At 68.2% G+C, this 19,565-nt stretch carries 15 protein-coding genes; 7 read left to right on the forward strand and 8 right to left on the reverse strand.

Annotated elements, in window-relative coordinates; genetic code table 11:
* Positions 1–514 precede the first annotated feature (514 nt).
* The gene (locus ACAM51_RS16335; RefSeq protein ID WP_369641202.1) at positions 515–3,238 is read left to right on the forward strand and encodes an IPTL-CTERM sorting domain-containing protein; all 2,724 of its coding nucleotides are present in this window, start codon (positions 515–517) and stop codon (positions 3,236–3,238) included.
* Between the two features lie 54 nt (positions 3,239–3,292).
* Here ACAM51_RS16335 and ACAM51_RS16340 read toward each other — a convergent pair whose 3' ends face one another.
* Positions 3,293–6,658 carry an EAL domain-containing protein gene (locus ACAM51_RS16340; protein WP_369641203.1) on the reverse strand — a complete coding sequence of 1,122 codons (3,366 nt, stop codon included), beginning with the start codon at positions 6,656–6,658 and terminating at the stop codon, positions 3,293–3,295.
* Between the two features lie 292 nt (positions 6,659–6,950).
* Between ACAM51_RS16340 and ACAM51_RS16345 the strand changes: the two genes are divergently transcribed.
* Complete coding sequence (locus tag ACAM51_RS16345; RefSeq protein WP_218297339.1) at positions 6,951–7,376, forward strand: Fur family transcriptional regulator; 426 nt, start codon at positions 6,951–6,953, stop codon at positions 7,374–7,376.
* Positions 7,377–7,833: 457 nt separating this feature from the next.
* Entirely contained in the window at positions 7,834–9,090 is a 1,257-nt protein-coding gene (locus ACAM51_RS16350; RefSeq protein WP_369641204.1) for an Hsp70 family protein, read from the forward strand.
* Positions 9,091–9,228: 138 nt separating this feature from the next.
* Here ACAM51_RS16350 and rsmI read toward each other — a convergent pair whose 3' ends face one another.
* The gene (rsmI, locus tag ACAM51_RS16355) at positions 9,229–10,182 is read right to left on the reverse strand and encodes a 16S rRNA (cytidine(1402)-2'-O)-methyltransferase (RefSeq protein WP_218297337.1); all 954 of its coding nucleotides are present in this window, start codon (positions 10,180–10,182) and stop codon (positions 9,229–9,231) included.
* Between rsmI and ACAM51_RS16360 the strand changes: the two genes are divergently transcribed.
* The 3 genes from ACAM51_RS16360 (at position 10,182) to ACAM51_RS16370 (ending at position 11,959) form a co-directional block, all read left to right on the forward strand.
* Positions 10,182–10,592, forward strand: a complete 411-nt coding sequence (locus tag ACAM51_RS16360) for a YraN family protein (RefSeq protein WP_369641205.1) — start codon at positions 10,182–10,184, stop codon at positions 10,590–10,592. The two genes, rsmI and ACAM51_RS16360, sit on opposite strands and share 1 nt — an antisense overlap.
* 99 nt (positions 10,593–10,691) lie before the next feature.
* A complete protein-coding gene (locus ACAM51_RS16365; protein ID WP_218297335.1) occupies positions 10,692–11,294 on the forward strand; it encodes an SIS domain-containing protein in 603 nt (200 codons plus the stop codon).
* Positions 11,291–11,959: a BON domain-containing protein gene (locus ACAM51_RS16370; RefSeq protein ID WP_369641206.1), complete on the forward strand. Its 669-nt coding sequence runs from the start codon at positions 11,291–11,293 to the stop codon at positions 11,957–11,959. Before ACAM51_RS16365 ends, ACAM51_RS16370 begins: the two co-directional genes overlap by 4 nt.
* Before the next feature lie 223 nt (positions 11,960–12,182).
* On the opposite strand, the gene ACAM51_RS16375 is transcribed toward ACAM51_RS16370, so the two are convergent.
* From ACAM51_RS16375 to ACAM51_RS16390, 4 genes are all read right to left on the reverse strand, one after another.
* Positions 12,183–13,097, reverse strand: coding sequence for an NAD(P)-dependent oxidoreductase (locus ACAM51_RS16375; RefSeq protein WP_369641207.1), 915 nt, complete (start codon positions 13,095–13,097; stop codon positions 12,183–12,185).
* A 167-nt stretch (positions 13,098–13,264) separates the two neighbouring features.
* On the reverse strand, positions 13,265–14,401 hold the full coding sequence (locus ACAM51_RS16380) for a PilT/PilU family type 4a pilus ATPase (protein WP_218297332.1): 1,137 nt from the start codon (positions 14,399–14,401) through the stop codon (positions 13,265–13,267).
* Positions 14,402–14,465: 64 nt separating this feature from the next.
* Positions 14,466–15,101, reverse strand: a complete 636-nt coding sequence (locus tag ACAM51_RS16385) for a Crp/Fnr family transcriptional regulator (protein ID WP_218297331.1) — start codon at positions 15,099–15,101, stop codon at positions 14,466–14,468.
* Between the two features lie 60 nt (positions 15,102–15,161).
* Positions 15,162–16,205 carry a type IV pilus twitching motility protein PilT gene (locus ACAM51_RS16390; RefSeq protein ID WP_010463046.1) on the reverse strand — a complete coding sequence of 348 codons (1,044 nt, stop codon included), beginning with the start codon at positions 16,203–16,205 and terminating at the stop codon, positions 15,162–15,164.
* 36 nt (positions 16,206–16,241) lie between these two features.
* Between ACAM51_RS16390 and ACAM51_RS16395 the strand changes: the two genes are divergently transcribed.
* Entirely contained in the window at positions 16,242–16,958 is a 717-nt protein-coding gene (locus tag ACAM51_RS16395) for a YggS family pyridoxal phosphate-dependent enzyme (protein WP_218297330.1), read from the forward strand.
* A gap of 16 nt (positions 16,959–16,974) precedes the next feature.
* Here the strand turns inward: ACAM51_RS16395 and ltaE are convergent, their stop codons facing one another.
* The gene (gene ltaE / locus ACAM51_RS16400; RefSeq protein WP_218297329.1) at positions 16,975–18,045 is read right to left on the reverse strand and encodes a low-specificity L-threonine aldolase; all 1,071 of its coding nucleotides are present in this window, start codon (positions 18,043–18,045) and stop codon (positions 16,975–16,977) included.
* 193 nt (positions 18,046–18,238) lie between these two features.
* On the reverse strand, positions 18,239–19,507 hold the full coding sequence (locus ACAM51_RS16405; RefSeq protein ID WP_218297328.1) for a branched-chain amino acid ABC transporter substrate-binding protein: 1,269 nt from the start codon (positions 19,505–19,507) through the stop codon (positions 18,239–18,241).
* Positions 19,508–19,565 lie beyond the last annotated feature (58 nt).

A 19,565-nucleotide genomic window follows, 5' to 3' on the forward strand; every position in this document is an offset into this window, starting at 1 on the left:
CGGGCCTGGCGGGGCTGCTGTGCCCGGCAGGCCGGCTGCGCCAGCCGGTACGGTGGCAAGCGGCGGATCATGTTCGGTTCTTCGGGCTGCATGCGGGGTCGGTGGGTTTCTGCATGGGTTCAAGGTCGTCAATGCGCGCCCATTCGGCGGGTGCTCTGTCCATGCTGCCATCCCCCGGGGCCCTTGTCATGTCGCCCAAACGGGGGACATACAAAACCGTGCCCATCCGGTAACTTCCGGTCCCGCAAGCAGGGGCCTGCGCCTGAATCCACAAGAACACGGTGGCCGACACCGTTCCATCCAGGGCAAGCCCGAGCGGCTTTTCTCGAACGCACCACGGAGTGAGGAATACATGATTCGGATGGTAGAGGCCGCGATGCGGCCGGGCGCAACGGCGCGCCACAGCTCCCGGCCAGGGCGCAGCGCGGGCGCATCCCTGGAAAGGTCCCGGGCGGTCCGGGGGCTCGCGCTTGCGACGGCGGTGGTCTTGCTGCAGGCCTGCGGCGGAGCGACCTTGTCGTCGTGGATCGAGGCGCCGCTTGTCGCCGACGGCTACACCCGCAACGCGGACTATTTCCCCTTCGAGCCCACGCTGCTCGTGAACCCCGACGCGAATGCGCAGCTGAAGTTCTCGTACGCCACGTTGCCGAGCGGAACGTTGACCAAGCTGGTCGTGGACAAGGCGAGCACGACGGCCTCCGTGGGGCAGGAAGCCTACACGCTGAATGCCGACAAGGTCGCGCGCGCGCGCCTGGTGCTCTATGTGGAGAAAGTGGCCGCGCCTGGCTACATCGCGATATTCAGCGCCCATCAGGACGGTGCCGATTGCTTCGAGCGCGAGGACACGGCACCCCACTGCGGCCAGTCCGTGGCCAGCGCCGATGCGGCCGCCACCGATGCGGACAGTCCCGCGCAGCCCCTGCGCATCACCACGCCGGGTTTCTACAGCTTCGATGTCACCAAGCTGGTCAAATACCGGTTGGCCAACAACGTCGAGTCGATGATGCGTGTGGGCGCGGCCCCCGATCCCAACGACAACACCTTTGGCAGTTTCGAGTTCGCGAGCAAGGAGCTTCCAGCGGGGCAGGCCCATGTACTGCACCAGCCCCAGCTGCTGATCACGCTCAGCGATGCGGTGGGCGCCACCAGGAACGCCTATGCCGCGACCAGCGTGCGCCAGTCGTCCATCGACCCCTCCGTGGCTTCACGGAATTTTGCCCAGGACGAAAATCTGTGGCTGAGCGGCGTCCCGGGCAACCGGGCATATGCGCTGATACAGCCGCAATCATTGCCCACGGGCGCCTTCACCTTGCGCACCGCCCTGAACGAGATGGGTTCCGTGGGGGTCAAGCAAACCATGGTGGCGTTCGTGAATGCGCCGGTGCCGGAACAGGCCACGGCACAGCCGCAGGCGAATTTCTACACCAGGCCGGGATTCACCTCGCAGAACCAGCAGGTCACCTCCTGGAACGGGGGCTGGACCGAACCATCCGCAGCAGCCTTGTTCGCCACCGCACCGCTCGACCGGGATGCGCAGAACCAGTCCCTGTTCGTCGATGCCAGTGAGGGCTATGTCTCCGCGCTCGCGGGTGCCTACAACGCGGATCGCCGCGAGAACTTCGCCATCGCCGGCTCGACGAACCTGCAGGCTCCGCTGACGCTGGACAGCGACAACAACACCCGGACCGGGCACATGCCGCGTTTCGTCGCCGCGATCACGCCCGTGTCGGACAGGATGCGCAATTTCATGAAGTTCGACAGGGACGACAGCGAACACACCCGCAACTACTGCCTTGCGCTGGGCGATGGGATGTGCAACCCGTCGCTGTCGCTGCGCGCGCGCCTGGGGCAGCTCTTCACAAGAAACCCCATCGTCATCGACCCAAGGGCATCGACCCCCGAAGGTTCCTACCTGCCCTATGCGACCCCGATCAACGTCGCGGTGCCGTCCAGCGGCGCCAGCGCGATCATTCAGAGTGATCCCGATCCGGCGGAGCAGGGCTTCATGGGCGATGGCGGCACCGGCTACTACATCTACGACGCCCGGGCCAACCGCGTCGCGGGCCAGTACCAGGGAATCATCAGCATGCCGGGGCACAACCTGCGCGCCGTCATCCACTTCGAGAACCTGCCGCTGCCCGCGCCGTCGCTCGGTGGCCCGGGCACCATCGACATGGTGCCCGGCGCCGCGTCGGTGACGGTCGCGGCCAATGCGCCGATCCCGTTCCGGCTGACCGTGGCCGACCCGGTCAATGCGAACATCGACGATACGACACGCTGGGCGATCACGAGCAGCAACCCGGGCGACACGATGCCGGGCGAGATCCAGCAAAGCGAAGGCAGCGCGGCGTTCGCGGCGACGTTTGCCGGGCCCGGCTCGCGCACGCTCACGGCGACGAGCAAGGGCGACGGCACGATCAAGACGACGATGAACGTCCTCGTCAACCAGGTGGTCCTGCCCGGCCAGGCGATCACGTTCACCTCCACGCCACCGGCGTACCCCGTCGTGGGCGGGGCCTATGCGGTGTCAGCCCTCGGCGGCGGCTCGGGCAACCCGGTCGTGTTCACCATCGATGCCGCCTCGACGGCCGGTGCCTGCTCGGTCGCGGGCAGCGTGGTGACATTTGCCGGCGCGGGCACCTGCACCGTCAATGCCAACCAGGCAGGCGACGCGAACTACGCCGCTGCCGCCCAGGTGCAGCAGACCATCGCCATCCCTGTCACCTACAGCGGCACCACCGTGCCCACCACGGGTGCGGGCGGCCCGGCCAGCGCCAGCTTCACGGGTGGAGGCGCCGGCTGCCGGTTCGACCCCGCCGCCACCGGCTTCATGGCCGCCAGCGCCGCCCCGCCGGGGCAGAGCGCGCCGCAGGGCGCGTTCCGCGTCCGGCTGGTGGACTGCACCCCGGGCGCCACGGTGCGTGTGACCACCCTGTGGCCGCAGCCGGTCGCCGGCTTCACCAAGTACGGCAGGGCCAGCAGCGGCGCCGCCAGCGCCAGCTTCTTTGCGCCGAGGAATCTCACCATCGACGGCAACGCCGTGAGTTTCGACCTGACCGACGGCCAGCTGGGAGACGACGATTGGGCCCAGAACGGCGTGATCGTGGACCCGGTGATGCCACTGGCCGCCGCGGGCCTGGCCACCGCCATTCCCACGCTGAGCGAATGGGGCGTGGTGCTGACGGGGGCCACGCTGGCCGCCATGGCCTTGCTGGGGTTGCGCCGCCGCCGGGGCTGATGGGCGTGCAGGGGCCCTCACGGCGCACGGCCTCTGCCCGGCGCGTGAACGCGGTCATCCCCCGGGCGGGGGAGCCGGTGCCCTGAAGCTGGCGGCCCACGCCGGGAACTCGTCCGCCGGCATGGGCCTGGCAATGAAGTAGCCCTGCGCTATGTCGCACCCCAGATGCAAGAGCTGCTCCCAGTGTTCGCGGGTCTCTATGCCCTCGGCCACTGTCTTGCGGTCCAGGTCATGGACCAGGTCGATGGTGGAGCGCACGATCTTGGCGGAGCTCTTGTCGTGTGTCATGGCGGCGACGAAAGACTGGTCGATCTTGATGCAGTCTACGGGAAGCTTCTGCAGGTATGCCAGGGACGAGTAGCCGGTGCCAAAGTCGTCGATGTACAGCGGAATGCCTTCCTCCCGCAGGGCGTGGAGCACGCCCATGGCGTATTGCGCATCCTCCATGACGGTGCTCTCGGTGATCTCCACCTCCAGCAGCCCGCGTGCCACGCCGCGCTCGCGCTGCCAGTGGCGGAACTTGGCGAACAGCTGCTCATCGCGCAGGTTGCGCGCCGAGAGGTTGACGGCGATGGGCAGGGCGCAGCCCTGGCGCTGCCAGGCCTGGAGTATGTCGAGCACGGACACCAGCATCCATTCCGTCAGCGGCTTGATGAGCCCCGTGTGCTCCGCCAGTTCGATGAAGACCCCGGGCGCCAGCAGGCCGCGCTGGGGGTGGAGCCAGCGCACCAGTGCCTCGGCGCCGCAGACGCGGCCGCTGGCGAAATCGACCTTGGGCTGCAGGTAGACCCGCAGCTGGCCGGCGTCGATCGCGTGGCGCAGCTCGCCCGCCATGTTCAGGCGCTCGGCCTGGTCCTGTTCCTGCTGAGGAATGAAAACGACGTGGTCCACGCCCATTCTCTTGGCCTGGTGAACCGCCTTGTCCATGCGGCGCAGCAGGTCGTGCACGGTTCGCCCGTGCTCCGGGAACAGCGCGATGCCGGCCTTGGCCACCACATCCAGCGCGATGCCGGCCACCGAAATCGGCTGTGACAAGTTCTGCTCCAGCATGTTCACCGTGTGGCGGGCGGCGTGCAGGTCGCTGTCCGGCAAGAGGGCCGCGAACTCATCGCCGCGCAGGCGGGCCACCAGGGCCGATGGCGGGGCGCTGCGCTGCAGCCGCCGTGCGAACTCGCGCAGGATGTCGTCGCCGTGCGCAAAGCCCAGCGCTTCGTTGATTTCGCTCAGGCGCTCGATATTGAATTGCAGCACCGCCAGCGAGCGCGGCTGTTCACCGCCTTCGTGGATGGCGGCGGCCAGCGCCTCTTCGAACTGGAGGGCATTGGGCAGGCCCGTCAACGGGTCATGCCGGGTGAAGTGGTGCATGGCGGCCTGCACGCGCTCCTGTTCGACGCGCGAGCGCAAGGTCGCGATGCCATAGGCCAGGTCATCGCTGGACTCCGTGAGCAGCGCGATTTCGTCCTCGCCAAAGGTGTCGGGTTCCGGGTCGTAGATGGACAAGGCGCCAATGACCCGGCCTGCCACCCGCAGCGGGCACGAGATGCCGGATCTCGGCCCGTGGGGCCTGCCGTGCCAGGGCGCATGGCCGGGGTCGGTGTTCATGTTGCGCACCAGGCAGACCTCCTCGGTCCGGATGGCGCTGGAGGTGACCCCCTGGCCCAGGGCCGTGCCGCTCAGGTCCAGCCCCAGCTGCCGCAGCGCGTCCATGCCGCCGGGGTAGCCGCATTCGGCCATGGGTTCAAGGGGCAGCTCCGGGCGGCTGCCGCAGTACCAGACCACGGCCATGCCATAGCCGCCGGCCGTGACGATGGCCTGGCACATGCTGTCCAGCAGATCCTGTTCCTCGCTGGCCCGCAGCATGGTGCGGTTGCCGGCGCTCAGGGTGCGCAGGGCGCGGGTCGCGTGCTCCAGCTGCCGTATGCGCTGCTCCAGTTCGGTGTTGAGCGTCTGTATGCGGTTCTCGAAGTGCTTGCGGTCCGTGATGTCGGTGCCCAGCACGTAGTAGCCGCCCACCTTGTCGTCCGCCTCGAACCTGGGCAGGTAGCGGATGGCCTGCCAGACCCCGGGGAAGGGCTGCCAGTCATAGGCCTGCGGGGTGCCCGTCAGCACGCCGTCGATCATCGGGGCGGCCTGGCCGTAGCGTTCGTCGCCGAGTATTTCCTGCACCGTGCACCCCGTGATGTCCGCGCGTTCCGGGGCGAAGCTCTGGCGGTACTGGTCGTTCACGTACACATAGCGCCGCTCGGCGCTCACGAACGCGATCAGCGCGGGAACCGCGCCAATGACGCTGCGCAGGTGGTCTTCGCTTTCTTTGAGCTGCGTCGTCCGCTCCCGGACGTGCGACTCCAGCAGGATGTTCTGCGCGCGAATGGTCTGCTCGGCCTGGCGCTCCGCCGTGACGTCACGGAAGACGAGGACCACGCCATGCAGCTGGCCGTTGGCATCCCGGATGGGGGCCGCGCTGTCCGCGATGGGGCATTCCGTGCCGTCGCGCGCGAGCAGCGACGTGTGGTTGGCGAGGGCTTGAATCTCGCCGGTGGCAAGCGCGGCGGCCACGGGCACCAGGGCGGGCTCGCGGGTCTGTTCGTTGACGATGCGAAACACCGCTTCCACCGGCAGCCCCCGGGCCAGCGCGATGGGCCAGCCCGTCAACTGCTCGGCCACGGGGTTCATGCGCAGGATGCGGCCCTCGGTGTCGGTGGCCAGCACGGCATCTCCGATGGAGTGCAGCGTGGTCGACAGGCTTTCTTCGCTGTCCGCCAGCGCGCGCTGGCTGGTTTCGGTTTCGCGCAGCTGCCGGCGGATCAGCAGGTAGGTCGCGCCCAGCAGGGCCACCAGCATCGCGGCGGCGATGGAGCCCGCCACCACCAGTTTCTGCCGTGCCTGGGCATGCGCGTTGGCACGCAGCGTGAGCAGGTGGCGCTCCGCCGTGTCCATGTCGCCGAGCAGCTCGTAGGTGCGTGCGCGCGTGGCCCGCAGCGGCGCGGTGGCCACGAAGGCATTGGCGGCCTCCTGGCCCTGGGTCTTGCGCAGCATCTCGACCTGCCGGGAGATCACCATCCGCTGGTTCACGATTTCCCGCAGCTGGCCCCAGCGCTGGTGCTGGTCGGGGTTGCTGGCGGTCAGCAACTGGATCCTCTCCAGCGTGCGCTCTCTCTGCGCGATGGTGTCGTCGCGTTCGGCGATGTGGGCGGGGTCTCCGCTGAGCCGGAAGTTCTGCGTGGCCAGCTCGATCTGCAGGGTATAGCCACGGGTGCGGGCCAGGTTGTTGAGCACCTCATGGGTATGCGCGAGCATCAGCGCGGTCTGGGACGCATCGTTCGCCACCCGCCAGGTGGCCGCCACCAGCGCCGCCACCACCAGCACGGCGGCGCCGAATGCAATGGCGACCTTGCTTTCGAAACTGGACCAGCGTGCCACCGTATTGACCTTTCCGTGAGGAGACCCGGCCGGATGGACCCGGATCGAACAGTACGCCGGCACCGGAAGGACGGGGTTCGCCATGCCTGCTGCATCGTGCAGCACATCAGGAATCCGTTGGCTGGCTGCTATCGGCCAGGTCGAATATACCGACTGGAGGCCTTGCGGGGAACCAATAGATGGCATGGTGGAGCTCTGTGGGCCCCCTCAGGGCGCGCCGCCCGCCGGTCCCGTGGGGCACGGCGAGTCCCTAGAATCGCGGGAGCCCACCGACCCCCCAAGAAACACGACCATGGAACGAGCAACCCGCCAGCGTGCGGCAATCCACGCCGCGATAGCCACCGCAGGGCGTCCCTTGTCGCCGCAGGAGGTCCTGGAGGCAGCACGCGCCGACATCCCCTCGCTGGGGGTGGCAACCGTCTACCGGAATCTTCGCGCGCTGATGGAGGACGGCACGATCGAGCCGGTGACCCTGCCCGGCAGCAGCGCCCGCTACGAGATGGCGGGGCAGGACCACCATCACCATTTCCTGTGCAGGGTCTGCCACCGCGTGTTCGATATCCATGCATGCCCCGGCGGCTTCGCGCACCTGGCCCCGCCGGGCTTCACCGTGGACGGCCACGACATCACCTTGTACGGCCAGTGCAGCGATTGCCAGCCCCCGCCGCCGGCGAAGAAGGCGCCGGCCCCGGCGCGCCGGGGCCTCACCCGGGGCTGACGGCCTGCCTTTCCCGTGCCCGCCGGTGGCCGCGGCGGGCGGTCGCCGGTTTCCATGCGCACCTGCCGGGGGCGGCATGCCGCTTCGGGCCAAGGGCGCGCGGAGCGTGAGACAATGCCGCCCTGCGCAGCGGCTCCACGGGAGCCCCACTGCCGCTGCCGATCCGAGGGCGCCATGCCGTGGCAGGCACCAGGCCCGGCGGCAACGCCAGGCAACGGCGTGTGAATGCGCGGCCGATGTGCCGGTACCCGCCTGCACAGCCGAAGGCCCTTGATTTGATGAAGGAATCAAGGGCCTTTTCTTTTCAATGGGCGCCCTGGGCGCCGGACGGTTTCCCCCGGCATGCCTCGCGGCATGCCATTCACCCTGTTCCACGCGGCCACCGCCGCCACTCGCCGGCCCGGGCACGACAGTTCGGCCGTGCAGAGTGACTTCGCCACCGATTCTCTGACCTCCCATGACACCCTTCCTGAAGGACACCACCCTCGGCATCGACTTTGGCACTTCCAACTCCGCGATGGCCGTGCGCCAGGGCACCGGGCCCGCGCGGATGATCGCGCTCGAAGGAGGCGCCCCCACACTGCCCACCGCGCTGTTCTTCAATGCGGAAGACCACCGCACCCACTTTGGCCGGGATGCCGTGGGGCAGTACCTGGCGGGCACGGAGGGGCGCCTGATGCGCTCGCTCAAGAGCCTGCTGGGCAGCGCGCTGCTGCAGGACAAGACGGCGGTGCACAACAAGCTGGTGAGCTACCAGGACATCATCAGCCTCTTCTTGCGCATGCTGGTGCAAAAGGCGCGCGATGACCTGGGCGGCATGCCGGCCCGGGTGGTGATGGGGCGCCCGGTGCATTTCGTGGACGGGGACGCCGGCCGCGACCAGCAGGCGGAAGATGCGCTGCGCCAGGCCGCGGTGGACGCGGGGTTCGCCGAGGTGTCGTTCCAGCTGGAGCCCATCGCCGCCGCGCTGGACCACGAGCAGCGCATCACGCACGAGTCGCTGGTGCTGGTGGTGGACATCGGCGGGGGCACGTCGGACTTCACGGTGGTGCGGCTGGGGCCGCAGCGCATGGCGCGCGCCGAGCGCGGCAGCGATGTGCTGGCCACCACCGGCGTGCACGTGGGCGGCACCGACTTCGACCGGCGGCTGAGCCTGGACCTGCTGATGCCCCTGCTCGGATTTCGGCACACCGGCCCCGCGGGGCGCGAGGTGCCCAGCCGGGTGTTCTTCGACCTGTCCACCTGGCACCTGATCCAGTGGCTGTACTCGCCGCGCGCGCTGCGCGACGCGCAGAACCTGCGCACCGACTATTCAGATGCCCGGCTGCACGCGCGGCTCATGCGGGTGCTGCACGAGCGCCTGGGGCACCGCATGGCCAACACCGTGGAGCAGGCCAAGATCGCCGCGTCCCTGGGCGATGCCGACGCGCCCATGCCGCTGGACTGGATCGAGACCGGGCTGGCTGAATCCGTCACCCCCGAGGGGCTGGCGCGGTTCCTGTCGCAGCCCCTCGAACAGGTGGTGGCCTGCGCGCAGGAATGTGTGCAGCTGGCGGGCCTGGGGCAGCAGGGGGTCGATGCGATCTATCTCACGGGCGGCTCGTCGGCCCTGCGGCCGCTGCGCCAGGCCCTCAAGGCGGCATTTCCCGGCACCCCCCAGGTGGAAGGCGACCTGTTCGGCGGCGTGGCGGCCGGGCTGGCGGTGTCGGGGTGAGAGTCCGGCGGGAGGTGCCGCGCACCCTGGCCGGTGCCGGTACTCGCCGTGGCGGGTTGGTTTGCTATTGAAAATGTAGCTGTTGGCGCTTTTCTGCCAAGGGTCTAAGGCCAATTTTGCATGAAATCCGGGCCGGAATCAGTCCGCGGTGCCGCTGTCTGCACCCCCGTCGTCCGCACCGCTGCGCTTCCATGCCAGGGCCGTGTCGTACAGCACATTGCGCGATGCGCCGGTGATCTCGGCGGCCAGGCGCACGGCGGTTTTCAGTGGCAGCTCCTGCACCAGCAGGCGCAGCACCCGCAGGCTGGAGCCATCGTCGCTGGCCACCGCCACGGGGTGCAGCAGCACCACGAACTCGCCGCGCGAACGCTGGGGGGCGCCGTCCAGCCACGCCGCCAGCTCATGGGCGGGCCGCGTGGTCACTTCCTCGAACTGCTTGGTCAATTCCCGCGCCAGCGTCACCGGGCGATCGCCCAGCACCGCCAGGGCCTGGGCCAGTTCGCCGATGCGGTGCGGGGCTTCGAGCAGCACCACGCAGCGGGGCTCATGGGCCAGCTGCTGCGCAATCACCGTGGCGCGTTCGGCGTTCTTGACGGGCAGGAAGCCCGCAAACACGAAGCCGCCGTGTTCGGTGCTGTGGGCCACGGCGCCAGCCACGCTCAGCGCGGTGGTGATGCTGCTGGCGCCGGGCAGGGGCACGGCGCGCAGGCCGGCCGCCTGCACGGCGGCCACCAGCCGGGCGCCGGGGTCGCTCACGCCGGGCGTGCCCGCGTCGCTCACGTACGCCACGCGCTGGCCTTGCTGCAGCCGCTGCACGACGTTCTGAGCGGCTTCGGCCTCGTTGTGCTGGTGCACGGCCAGCAGCTGCGAGGCCCCCTTGTCGATGCCATAGGCGCGCAGCAGGGATTGCGTATGGCGCGTGTCCTCGCAGGCCACGGTGTCGGCCATCTGCAGCACATGCAGCGCGCGCAGGGTGATATCGGCCAGGTTGCCGATGGGCGTGGCCACCACGTACAGGGCGCCCTCGGGATAATGCTGCGCAGCCGCCGCTTCACGCGCGGCGCCCTGGGCTGAAGCGAAAGATGCGCTCAATGAAATTCCTTGGAAAGAGAAAACCGGCGGAAGCCCCTGGCCCGGCCGCCAAACCCGCCACCACGCGCGAGCGCGGCAATGCGGCGGAAGACCAGGCCCTGGCCCACCTGCAGGCGGCGGGCCTGCAACTGGTGCAGCGCAATTATCGGACGCCCGGGCGCGGCGGCGGCGAGATCGACCTGGTGATGCGTGCACGGGACGGCACGCTCGTGTTCGTCGAGGTGCGCAGCCGCGCGGGCCGCGCGTTTGGCGGCGCAGGGGCCAGCATTGGCGCCACCAAGCAGCGGCGCATCATTTTCGCGGCCCGGCACTACCTGCTGCGCCTGCCTTCCCCGCCGCCGTGCCGCTTCGATGTGGTGCTGGTCGAGGAGTCCGTGCAGTGGCTGCAGGCCGCCTTCGATGCGCAGTAGGCGCGCGCCCGGTGGCCGCCATCCCTGGCGCCGGCGCCATGCAGGGAACTACGGTTTGCTACAAAAGCTGTAACACGCGGCGGGTATCATCGGGCCCTCATGCTTGAGCAACGCATCCAACAGCATTTCATCGACAGCGCCGACCTGAAGTACCAGGCCGCGCAGGTTCTGAGCCACCCCATCGCCGCCGCCGTGCAGGCCGTGCTGGCCTGCGTGACCAGCGGCGGCAAGGTGCTGGCCTGCGGCAACGGCCCCTCGGCCGCCGAGGCGCAGCAGTTCGCCGCGTTCTGCGTGGCCGGTTTCGAGCGCGACCGGCCCGAGCTGGCCGCGCTGGCCCTCACCTCCGACAGCACGCTGCTCACGGCCGCCACGGGTGGCAGCCACGATGCGGCGCAGCAGTTTGCGCGCCAGGTGCGAGCGCTGGGCCAGGCGGGCGACGTGCTGCTGGCGCTGTCGGTCACCGGCAATGACGCCAACCTGCTGGCCGCCGCCGAGGCCGCCCACGAGCGTGACATGACCGTGGTGGTGCTGACCGGCCGCACGGGCGGCAAGCTGGCCGCCCTGCTGCGCGAGACCGATGTGTTGATCAGCGTTCCGCACGACCGCGCCGCGCGCGTGCGCGAAGTCCATGCCCTGGTGCTGCATTGCCTGAGCGATGGCGTGGACGCCCAGTTACTTGGCGAACAGGAGATTCCCCTATGAAGCAAACCACCCTGAAACGTACCCGGCGCACCGTGTGCACGGTGCTGGCCGCCGCCGCGCTGGTCACGGGCCTGTCGGCCTGCGCGCCGTTGATCGTGGGCGGCGCTGTCGTGGGCGGCGTGATGGCCGTGGACCGCCGCACGACCGGCACGCAGATCGAGGACGAAGGCATCGAGCTGCGCGCCGCCAACCGCATCCGCGAAACCCTGGGCGACCGCGCCCATGTCAACGTGACCAGCTACAACCGCCAGGCCCTGCTGACCGGCGAGGTGCCGAACGCCCAGGACCGCCAGACCGTCGAGCAGATCGTGTCGCAGGTGGAGAACACGCGCTCGGTCGTCAATGACCTGGCCGTGATGCCCGCCAGCAGCCTGAGCCAGCGCTCCAACGACACCTTCATCACCGGCAAGGTGCGCGCCAGCCTGGTGGACGCCCAGGACATCTCGGCGAATTCCTTCAAGGTGGTGACCGAGCGCAACATCGTCTATCTGATGGGCCGCGTGTCGCAGCGCGAGGCCAACCGCGCCACCGAGATCGCCCGGGGCGTGAGCGGCGTGAGCAAGGTCGTGCGCGTGTTCGAGATCGTCTCGGAAGAAGAGCTGCGCCGCATCGCGCCGCAGCCCGCGCCAGTGACCACCGACAACAGCGCATCGCCCGGCGGTTGAAAGCGGGCGGTCAGGCTCGATAGCCTGCACAGCCCCTGAGTGGAAACATCCCGGTTCGCATGACGCGGACCGGGATTTTTTCTTGGAGACCCTGCATCGCGCGTTGCGGCATGAAGCTGGCACGGCACAAGCGAGTGCACCCGCAGAGCCGGCTTCGCCAGGCCGAAGAGGCCGCGCGCGCTTCTGGCGCGTGCCACCGGGGCGCCGCAGGCGACCCAGGGGGCTATGTCAGCCTTTTGATCAGGCTCGACGTGTCCCAGCGGTTGCCGCCCATCTTCTGCACATCGGCGTAGAACTGGTCCACCAGCGCCGTCACGGGCACGCGCGAGCCGTTGCGCTTGGCTTCGTCGAGCACCAGGCCCAGGTCCTTGCGCATCCAGTCCACCGCAAAGCCGAAGTCGAACTTGCCGTCCACCATGGTCTTGCCACGGTTGTCCATCTGCCAGCTCTGGGCCGCGCCCTTGCCGATCACCTCCAGCACCTGTTTCATGTCCAGGCCCGCGTTCTGGCCAAACGCCACCGCCTCGGACAGCCCCTGCACCAGCCCGGCGATGCAGATCTGGTTGACCATCTTGGCCAGCTGGCCCGCGCCGCTGTCACCCAGCAGCGTGAAGGCGCGCGAGAACGCCATGGCCACGGGCTGGGCCGCCTCGAAGGCCGCCGCGTCGCCGCCGCACATCACGGTGAGCAGGCCGTTTTGCGCGCCGGCCTGGCCGCCGGAGACGGGGGCATCCACGAAGTGCAGGCCCAGGGCACGGGCGGCTGCGTACAGCTCGCGCGCCACCTCGGCCGACGCGGTGGTGTGGTCCACGAAGATCGCGCCCGGCTTCATCCCGGCAAAGGCGCCGTCGGCTCCCAGGGTGACGGAGCGCAGGTCATCGTCGTTGCCCACGCAGCAGAACACGATGTCGGCACCGGCCGCGGCCTCGCGCGGCGTTGCGGCATGCCTTGGCGCCTTGGCGCCGGCGTACTCCGCGCACCAAGCTATGGATTTTGTAGCGGTTCGGTTGTAGACCGTGACCTCATGCCCGGCCAGCGCGAGGTGGCCGGCCATCGGATAGCCCATCACGCCCAGGCCCAGGAAGGCGACCTTGCGGGATGGGGTTGCGTCGTAGTTGCGGGGATTGGTGCTTGGCATGGGAGTGGTTCTTGCAAAAAAAGGCCGCCACGGGGGCAGCGTTTGAAACTGGCGCGGCCCAGGCCAGCGGACGCCGTGGAACTGGCTTTGCCAGGCCACCAGCGTCGTCCCCCTTCCCGCGCGCAGCGCGAGAGAAGGGGGAAGCGGCGCAGCCGCTCAGGGGGTTGTCACACAATCGCGAAGTGCTCGGTGCCCGAGGCAAGGTCCGGCGATTTGGCGCGCTGGCTGTTGAGCTTGATCTGCAGGCGCAGGTCGTTGAGCGAATCGGCGTTGCGCAGCGCGTCTTCATAGCTGATCACGTTGGCCTCGTACAGGTCGAACAGTGCCTGGTCGAAGGTCTGCATGCCCAGGTTGCGGCTCTTCTTCATGATCTCCTTGATCTCGGAGACATCGCCCTTGAAGATCAGGTCGGAGATCAGCGGCGTGTTCAGCATGATTTCCACGGCCGCAGCACGGCCCTTGCCGTCCTGCTTGGGGATCAGGCGCTGGGACACCATGCCGCGCAGGTTGAGCGACAGGTCCATCAGCAGCTGCGCGCGGCGCTCTTCGGGGAAGAAGTTGATGATCCGGTCCAGCGCCTGGTTGGCGCTGTTGGCGTGCAGCGTGGCCAGGCACAGGTGGCCGGTTTCCGCAAAGGCCACGGCATGCTCCATGGTCTCGCGGTCGCGGATTTCGCCCATCAGGATCACGTCGGGCGCCTGGCGCAGCGTGTTCTTCAGGGCTGCTTCCCAGCTGTCGGTGTCCAGGCCCACCTCGCGCTGCGTCACCACGCAGTTCTTGTGCGGGTGCACGAATTCGATGGGGTCTTCCACCGTGATGATGTGGCCGAACGAGTTCTCGTTGCGCCAGTCCACCATGGCGGCCAGCGTGGTCGATTTGCCCGAGCCCGTGGCACCCACCAGGATGCACAGGCCGCGCTTGGTCATCGTCACTTCTTTCAGCACCTGCGGCACGCCCAGGCCGTCGATGGTGGGCAGCGTGAGCGGAATCGTGCGCAGCACCATGCCGACCTTGCCCTGCTGGATGAACGCGTTGACGCGAAACCGCCCGATGCCGGCGGGCGAGATCGCGAAGTTGCACTCCTTGGTGCGTTCGAAATCGGCCACCTGCTTGTCGCTCATGATGGCGCGCGCCAGCGTGAGCGTGTGGTTGGGCGTGAGCGGCTGGGGCGACACCTTGGTCACCTTGCCATCGACCTTGATCGCGGGGGGGAATTCCGCCGTGATGAACAAGTCGCTGCCATTGCGGCTCACCATCAACTTGAGCAGGTCATTGATGAATTTACTGGCCTGATCGCGTTCCATCAGAATTTCTCCCGGGGGTGTTCGTCTGTCGGGTGGTCGTTGTGCAGGTGGTATCCGCGCATCATCATTTCTGGTTGTCGCTCAGGCGGGCGCTCACCACGCGCAGGCGCAGCGACAGCTTGCGGGCCAGCAGCGCGATCAGGCTGGCGGCGAGCTGCGGGTCCTTGGTCATCATGTCGTCCATGGCCTCGGCGCTCAGCACGGCGATCTCGCAGTCGGTGAGCGTGGTGCAGGCCGAAAAGCGGATGCCGCTGTCGAGCAGCGACATCTCGCCCAGGATGTCGCCGGGCCGGGTCTCGGCCAGGCGCAGCTGTTCGCCCCAGGGCTGCACGCGGTCCACCGCGATGGTGCCGGTGAGCAGCACCACCATGAAGTTGCCGTATTCGTCCTGGCGGATCACGTCGCGGTTGGACGGGATGGCCGCGAATTCGAAGAAACGCTCCATGCGCTCCACGGCGTCCTTGTCCAGGTGCGCCATGTACTTGTCCTTGGCCCACAGGCCCTGCAGCAGCTTGCCGCCACGGCTGGTGGGCAGGCGCTTGGCGCCCACTTCTACCGCACGCGCCTCCCAGGGCACGAGCATCGAATCGTCCACGCCCTGGCCGGCGAAGGCCGTGGAAAACAGCACCGAATCCGTGTTGTCCTCCATGGGCTTGCCGCCGCGGGTTTTCATTTTCAGAAGGCTCAGAATGCCTTTCATACAGTGCTCCGGTGTGCGGCAGCTCGTCGGGCCGCAGGGTACATGGGTGCCGCGCGCGGATCAGCCCGGGAAGTTTTCGGGGATCTTGGCCTTGGCGCGCGCCTCGGCCGGGCTGATGATGTTGCGGCGAACGAGGTCGGTGAGATTCTGGTCCAGCGTCTGCATGCCCACGCTGTTGCTGGTCTGGATGGTGGAGTACATCTGCGCCACCTTGGCCTCGCGGATCAGGTTGCGGATGGCGCTGGTGCCCAGCATGATCTCGTGCGCCGCCACGCGGCCCGAGCCGTCCTTGGTCTTGCACAGCGTCTGCGAGATCACGGCCTGCAGCGATTCGGACAACATCGCGCGAACCATTTCCTTTTCTTCGGCCGGGAACACGTCGATGATCCGGTCGATGGTCTTGGCGGCGCTGGAGGTGTGCAGCGTGCCGAACACCAAATGGCCCGTTTCCGCCGCCGTCATGGCCAGACGGATGGTTTCCAGGTCGCGCATTTCGCCCACCAGGATGGCGTCCGGGTCTTCGCGCAGCGCGGACTTCAGCGCGGCGGCGAACGACAGCGTCATCGGGCCGACTTCACGCTGGTTGATCAGGCACTTCTTGGATTCGTGCACGAACTCGATCGGGTCCTCCACCGTGAGGATGTGGCCGTACTCGGTTTCGTTCAGGTAGTTGACCATGGCGGCCAGCGTGGTGGACTTGCCCGAGCCCGTGGGGCCGGTCACCAGCACCAGGCCGCGAGGCTTCAGGGCCAGGTCGCCGAAGATCTTGGGCGCGTTGAGCTGCTCGAGCGTGAGGATCTTGGAGGGAATGGTCCGGAACACGGCGGCCGCGCCGCGATTCTGGTTGAAGGCGTTGACGCGAAAGCGGGCCAGGCCTTCGATCTCGAACGAGAAGTCGACCTCCAGGAACTCTTCATACGTCTTGCGCTGCGAGTCGCTCATGATGTCGTACACCATGGCATGCACCGTCTTGTGGTCGAGCGCATCGACATTGATGCGGCGGACATCCCCGTGGACCCGGATCATGGGCGGCAGACCGGCTGAAAGGTGCAGGTCGGAGGCCTTGTTCTTGACGCTGAAAGCGAGCAGTTGGGTAATGTCCACGGAATCCCTCTATCGTTTGATACGCTGTCAAACATTATGACCACGATTGCTAACAACCTCCAACAGGTTCTGGGCAGGATGGCGCGGGCGTGCACAGCCGCCTCGCGCGACCCGGCCAGCGTGTCCTTGCTGGCGGTTTCCAAGACCTTTGGCGCCGACGCCGTGGCCGAGGCCGTGGCCGCCGGGCAGCGCGACTTCGGCGAGAACTACATCCAGGAAGGGGTGGACAAGATCATCGCCCTGCGCGCCGCCGCGCCCGGCGTGGCGCTGCAGTGGCACTGCATCGGGCCCATCCAGAGCAACAAGACGCGCCTGGTGGCCGAGCACTTCGACTGGGTGCACACGGTGGACCGCCTGAAGATCGCCGAGCGCCTGTCGGCGCAGCGGCCGGAGCACCTGGCGCCGTTACAAATATGCGTGCAGGTGAACATCGACGGCGGGGCCACCAAGTCGGGCGTGGCGCCGGCCGACGCGCTGGAACTGGTGCGTGCTGTCGCGAAACTGCCACGGCTGGTGGTGCGCGGGATCATGAGCATCCCGGACCATGCTCCTGAATTCGAAGCACAGTTGGCCATCCACACCCGCGCCCGAGCGCTTTTTGACGAGATATGCGCCCTGAACGAGCCAGGCTTGGCTCGTTTTGACACGCTCTCGATGGGCATGACGGCCGACCTGGAGGCCGCCATCCACGCCGGCAGCACGATGGTGCGCGTGGGCACCGGCATTTTTGGAGGTCGGACTTACCCCGCCTGAAGCATGAGCCGGTCGATCAGCCCGGCAGCTGGAACCGCCCCACGCAGTCCAGCGCCGCTGTCACATCGGCCTCGCTCACGTCCAGATGCGCCACCCAGCGCAGGCGCGTGGCGACGCCGTACAGGCTGCTCGTCACCCGCACGCCGTGCTCGGCCAGCCAGGCGGTGAAGGCCGGGGCCACATCCGCATGCAGGTCGGTGAACAGGATGTTGGTCTGCCAGGGGTGGACCGTGATCTTGCCCTGCAGCACCGGATGGCGCTGGTTGATATCGCTCAGCCCCTGGGCCAGCCGTGCCAGGTTCGCATGGTCGTCGGCCAGTCGGCGCACGTGGTGCTCCAGCGCATGGTGGCCTGCTGCGGCCAGCACGCCGGCCTGGCGCATGCCGCCGCCCAGGATCTTGCGGGTGCGGCGCGCCTGGCGGATGAAGTCGCGCGAGCCCAGCACCAGCGAGCCCACGGGGGCGCCCAGGCCCTTGCTCAGGCACAGCGACACCGAATCGAAATGGCTGCACAGCGAACGCGCCTCGTCGTACACATCGGTGCCGTGGCGCGCCGCGTTGGCCGTGGCGGCGTTGAACAGGCGAGCGCCGTCCAGGTGCATCGCCAGCCCCCGGCTGCGCGCCAGATGGGCCACCTCGGCGATGTAGGCGGGCGGCAGCACCTGGCCGCCGGTCGTGTTCTCCAGCACCACCAGGCGGGTGCGGGCAAAGTGCGGGTCGTCGGGCTTGATGGCGGCGGTGATGTCGGCAATGCGCAAGGTGCCGTCGGGCTGCGTCTCCACCGGCTGCGGCTGGATGGAGCCCAGCACCGCCATGCCACCGGCCTCCCAGCGGTAGGTGTGCCAGCTCTGGCCCACGATGGCCTCGTCGCCGCGCTGGCAGTGGCCCCACAGCGCGATCAGGTTGGTCTGCGTGCCCGAAGGTGCGAGCAGCGCGGCCTCGAAGCCCAGCAACTGCGCCGCATGCTCCTGCAGTGCGTTCACGGAAGGGTCGTCGGCAAACACATCGTCGCCCAGCGGGGCCTTGAACATGGCCTCGCGCATGGCGGGCGTGGGCTGGGTGACGGTGTCGCTGCGAAAGTCGGGCATGGGCGCGGTCCTCGTGGGTCGGGTCAATGAATGCAAAGACCGGCCATGTTAGTCGCGTTGGCCTCCCCTGCGGCCGCAAGGCGCTCGGCCGGCGACATGGGCGCTGCCGAGGCCAGGGACGCCGAGCCAGGGCCGCCCCGCAGCGAGGGCGTCGTCCCCCTGGGGGGAAGGCGCCGAAGGCGACTCAGGGGGGCTACGGTCTGGTCATCTTGCAGTCCGTGCCTTGCGCCAGCTCATTGCCGGTGTAGGCGGCATCGGTGCGGAAGCCATAGTTCGTGCCTTCCCAGCCCACCTTCACGGTCTTGCCGTCCACCGGCGCGATGGTGTTGACCACCTGCGGCAGCAGCAGCTGGTGGTCCTCGCCGCGCATGCGCACGGGGCCCACCACCGAGTCGATGGTCAGGTCTTCCAGCGCGCGGGCCACCTTCACCGGGTCGGTGGACTGTGCCTTGTTGATGGCCGCGGCCAGAAAGCGCGGCGTCATCTCGATGCGCGGCGCGAGGAAGTCCTTGCCCGTCTTGGCCTGGTAGGCCTTGGCGAGCGCGTCCACCTTGGGGGTGTCGGCCTGGCCCGGGTGCCATTCGGCCACCCATGTCAGCTGGCCCTGCTTGGCCTGCGACACCGCCAGTACCGTGCCGGGAATGGAGCCCGCGCTGTGGTTGAAGTAGCGCAGGTTGTAGCCCGCGTCACCCGCCGCCTTGAGCAGCAGTGTCATGTCCTGCCCCCAGTTGCCGGTGATGACCGAGTCGGCCTCGGTGCTCTTGACCTTGGCGAGATAGGGCGCGAAGTCCTTCACGCGGCCGATGGGGTGCAGCGCCTCGCCCACGAACTGGATGTCGGGGCGCGCCAGGCCCACCATCTCGCGGCCGTAGTGCGCCCACTGCTTGCCATGCGCGTAGTCCTGGTTGAGCAGGTACACCTTCTTGATGTCCGGCTGCTTCTTGATGTAGTTGGCGATGGCCTTCATCTTCATGGCCGTGTTGGCCTCGAACTGGAAGTGCCAGAAGTTGCAGGCCTTGCCGGTGAGCTCGGGGTCGATGGAGGAGTGGTTGAGCACCAGGATCTCCTTGCCCGGGTTGCGCTGGTTGTGGCGCGCCGCCGCCTGCACCAGCGCCGTGACCACCGACGAGCCCGAGCCGCCCGTCACGATGGCCTTGGCCCCCTGGTCGATGGCCGCCTGCAGCGCGCTCTGGCTCTCCTGGGCCGAGAGCTTGCTGTCGAACTGCAGCAACTGCAGCTTCGTGCCCTTGAGCACGCCGCCCTTGGCGTTGATGTCCTCGATGGCGTACTGCGTGTGCGTGAGCATGAGCTCGCCCACGTTGGCGAAGGGGCCCGAGAGCGGGTCGATGTAGGCGACCTTGAAGGTCTCCTGCGACCAGGCCGTGGAGGCGGCGGCGGTGCACAGCAGGGCCGCACAGGCGGCCAGGGGCGTGAGGGAACGCGTCAGGGGGTGGCGCAGCATGGTGCTTGTCTCGCTTTCTTGTCGTGGTGAGACCGGGGCGGGCTTGCCACCCCGGCGG

Source organism: Acidovorax sp. A79 (assembly GCF_041154505.1).
Lineage (GTDB): Bacteria > Pseudomonadota > Gammaproteobacteria > Burkholderiales > Burkholderiaceae_C > Acidovorax.

Bases quoted from the DNA above. Each gene is read 5' to 3' on its own strand.
- ACAM51_RS16345 (WP_218297339.1), top strand. From the start codon at position 6,951: ATGGAACGAGCAACCCGCCAGCGTGCGGCAATCCACGCCGCGATAGCC.
- ACAM51_RS16350 (WP_369641204.1), top strand. From the start codon at position 7,834: ATGACACCCTTCCTGAAGGACACCACCCTCGGCATCGACTTTGGCACT.
- ACAM51_RS16360 (WP_369641205.1), top strand. From the start codon at position 10,182: ATGAAATTCCTTGGAAAGAGAAAACCGGCGGAAGCCCCTGGCCCGGCC.
- ACAM51_RS16365 (WP_218297335.1), top strand. From the start codon at position 10,692: ATGCTTGAGCAACGCATCCAACAGCATTTCATCGACAGCGCCGACCTG.
- ACAM51_RS16370 (WP_369641206.1), top strand. From the start codon at position 11,291: ATGAAGCAAACCACCCTGAAACGTACCCGGCGCACCGTGTGCACGGTG.
- ACAM51_RS16375 (WP_369641207.1), bottom strand. From the start codon at position 13,097: ATGCCAAGCACCAATCCCCGCAACTACGACGCAACCCCATCCCGCAAG.
- ACAM51_RS16380 (WP_218297332.1), bottom strand. From the start codon at position 14,401: ATGGAACGCGATCAGGCCAGTAAATTCATCAATGACCTGCTCAAGTTG.
- ACAM51_RS16385 (WP_218297331.1), bottom strand. From the start codon at position 15,101: ATGAAAGGCATTCTGAGCCTTCTGAAAATGAAAACCCGCGGCGGCAAG.
- ACAM51_RS16395 (WP_218297330.1), top strand. From the start codon at position 16,242: ATGACCACGATTGCTAACAACCTCCAACAGGTTCTGGGCAGGATGGCG.
- ltaE (WP_218297329.1), bottom strand. From the start codon at position 18,045: ATGCCCGACTTTCGCAGCGACACCGTCACCCAGCCCACGCCCGCCATG.
- ACAM51_RS16405 (WP_218297328.1), bottom strand. From the start codon at position 19,507: ATGCTGCGCCACCCCCTGACGCGTTCCCTCACGCCCCTGGCCGCCTGT.